Source organism: Moorena sp. SIO3I6, assembly GCF_010672095.1.
This window is the reverse complement of sequence record NZ_JAAHHU010001142.1, coordinates 1-1,635: the sequence shown is the minus strand read 5'-3', so window position 1 is coordinate 1,635 and position 1,635 is coordinate 1. Positions and strand designations below refer to the sequence as shown.

The following is a 1,635-nucleotide window of genomic DNA, read 5'->3' as shown; positions in this document are numbered from 1 at the left end:
TGAATTCCTTTGGACAAGTGCCAGTTCTCACCGATGGAGATTTAATCTTTCAGGATGCCCAAGCTATTTTAGTATATCTAGCACGGCGCTATGGTAGCGAAGACTGGCTGCCTTTGGAGCCTGAAGCCATGAGTCGAGTGATGCGCTGGTTATCTACAACTGCAGGAGAGATTCGCCAGGGTCCAGAGTTTGCTAGACTTTATTACAAGTTTAATGTAAAAAGCGTTAACATCGAGGTCGCAACACAAAAGTCGGAAACTATCCTGACACTGCTCGACAACCACCTCAGTGATCGGGAATGGCTGGAACTGGGTCACCCCACAATTGCTGATATTGCTTGCTTCCCCTATGTTAGTCTATCACCAGACGCCAAGATTTCGCTAGATGCTTACCCCAATGTGATGTCTTGGATGGAGCGGATTAAGCAATTATCAGGCTACATTGCGATCGCATAATTTCGGGCATTGCTGAATCTTCGAATTAATATGAGTGGGGTGGGCATCCTGCCCGCCCGAAAATTGAAACGGGCAAGATGCCCGTTCCACCAAGATGCCCGTTCCACCAAGATGCCCATTCCACAAAACTATTAAAATCATTCGATTATTAAGCAACGCATAATTTCCTCCCCACCATCAGCCCGTAACTGAATCACGTCGATGGCGCTAGGGTTATCCTTTTCAGGTAGTATGCTGAGTCTAGCGCCATTAATAGTATTTTCAATTACAATTTAGAACAATCGCGCAACACAATACAGTATCGACGAGGACGACTGATTATCCCTTCTTCCTCAAACTGCTTGATCAGCCTGGTGATGGTTACTCGTGTGGTACCAATCATCTCAGCTAGTTCTTGATGGGTCACTGGTATATCAATAAGTTGCCCACTACAGACGGGACGACCGAACTTCCGGGCTAACCAACTCAAAAACTGTTGCAAACGCTGAGAGACTCTTGGGGTTCTAATGATACACAGCAACTCTTCGGTCTGTCGCAGATGGCAAACAATAGCCTCGGATAAGCGGTAAGACTGAGACAAAGAGAGACATTGCGCTTTAACCCTAGTCAAACACTCGATTTCGTACGTTTGCAAGTTAGACAAAGATTTCCCCACTACATCCCCAACTCCCCAATATCCTAATGTAATTACTGTTCCTTCGTCATTCCAGGTCAAGGTTTTCACCACACCCTGTTGAACTACCCATAGTTGATCGGGTTCTAGAGCAATCAAGTCATGGCGCTTAAAGAGATGAACAGATGGCTTGAACCTAGTGATCACAGGGTTCTGAGTCACTAACGACTGCTCTGATACCTTACCAAATCTGCGAATTGTCATGATTCTTAATAAAAATAGGTTTCATTTTCCTTAACCAGTAGTGTAAGCTATTCCAAGTAGCTATTGAATATATTTTGCAATAAAAGCCTAGGAGGTGTAGTATAGTGGCAAACATTGCGGAGAGTTCCCGATTAGTAGAGGGAGAGTATGGTTGGTGGGCAGGAAACGCTCGCCTGACGGAGTTATCCGGGAAATTATTGGGGGCTCATGTTGCCCATGCTGGTCTAATCGTCTTCTGGGCTGGAGCAATAACCCTGTTTGAACTATCCTGCTTCAATCCTGCCAAACCCATGTACGAACAAG

The 1,635-nt window shown here is 45.4% G+C and carries 3 protein-coding genes and 1 pseudogene; 2 read left to right on the top strand and 2 right to left on the bottom strand.

Translation table 11 applies throughout. The features are described 5' to 3' along the window. Positions 1–455: glutathione S-transferase (locus tag F6K49_RS47040; protein WP_293109380.1), on the top strand; the 455-nt coding region annotated here is incomplete at its 5' end. On the opposite strand, the gene F6K49_RS47035 is transcribed toward F6K49_RS47040, so the two are convergent. Next, on the bottom strand, positions 432–596 hold the full coding sequence (locus tag F6K49_RS47035; RefSeq protein WP_293109378.1) for a hypothetical protein: 165 nt from the start codon (positions 594–596) through the stop codon (positions 432–434). The two genes, F6K49_RS47040 and F6K49_RS47035, sit on opposite strands and share 24 nt — an antisense overlap. 124 nt (positions 597–720) lie before the next feature. Then, positions 721–1,332: a Crp/Fnr family transcriptional regulator gene (locus tag F6K49_RS47030; RefSeq protein ID WP_081431144.1), complete on the bottom strand. Its 612-nt coding sequence runs from the start codon at positions 1,330–1,332 to the stop codon at positions 721–723. A 104-nt stretch (positions 1,333–1,436) separates the two neighbouring features. On the opposite strand from F6K49_RS47030, the pseudogene F6K49_RS47025 reads away from it, so the two are divergent. Next, a pseudogene (locus F6K49_RS47025) lies at positions 1,437–1,635 on the top strand (chlorophyll a/b binding light-harvesting protein); the annotation flags it as partial.

What these genes read in the sequence shown, in the direction of transcription:
- F6K49_RS47035 (WP_293109378.1), bottom strand. Translation starts at nt 596, where the DNA reads ATGATTTTAATAGTTTTGTGGAATGGGCATCTTGGTGGAACGGGCATC.
- F6K49_RS47030 (WP_081431144.1), bottom strand. Translation starts at nt 1,332, where the DNA reads ATGACAATTCGCAGATTTGGTAAGGTATCAGAGCAGTCGTTAGTGACT.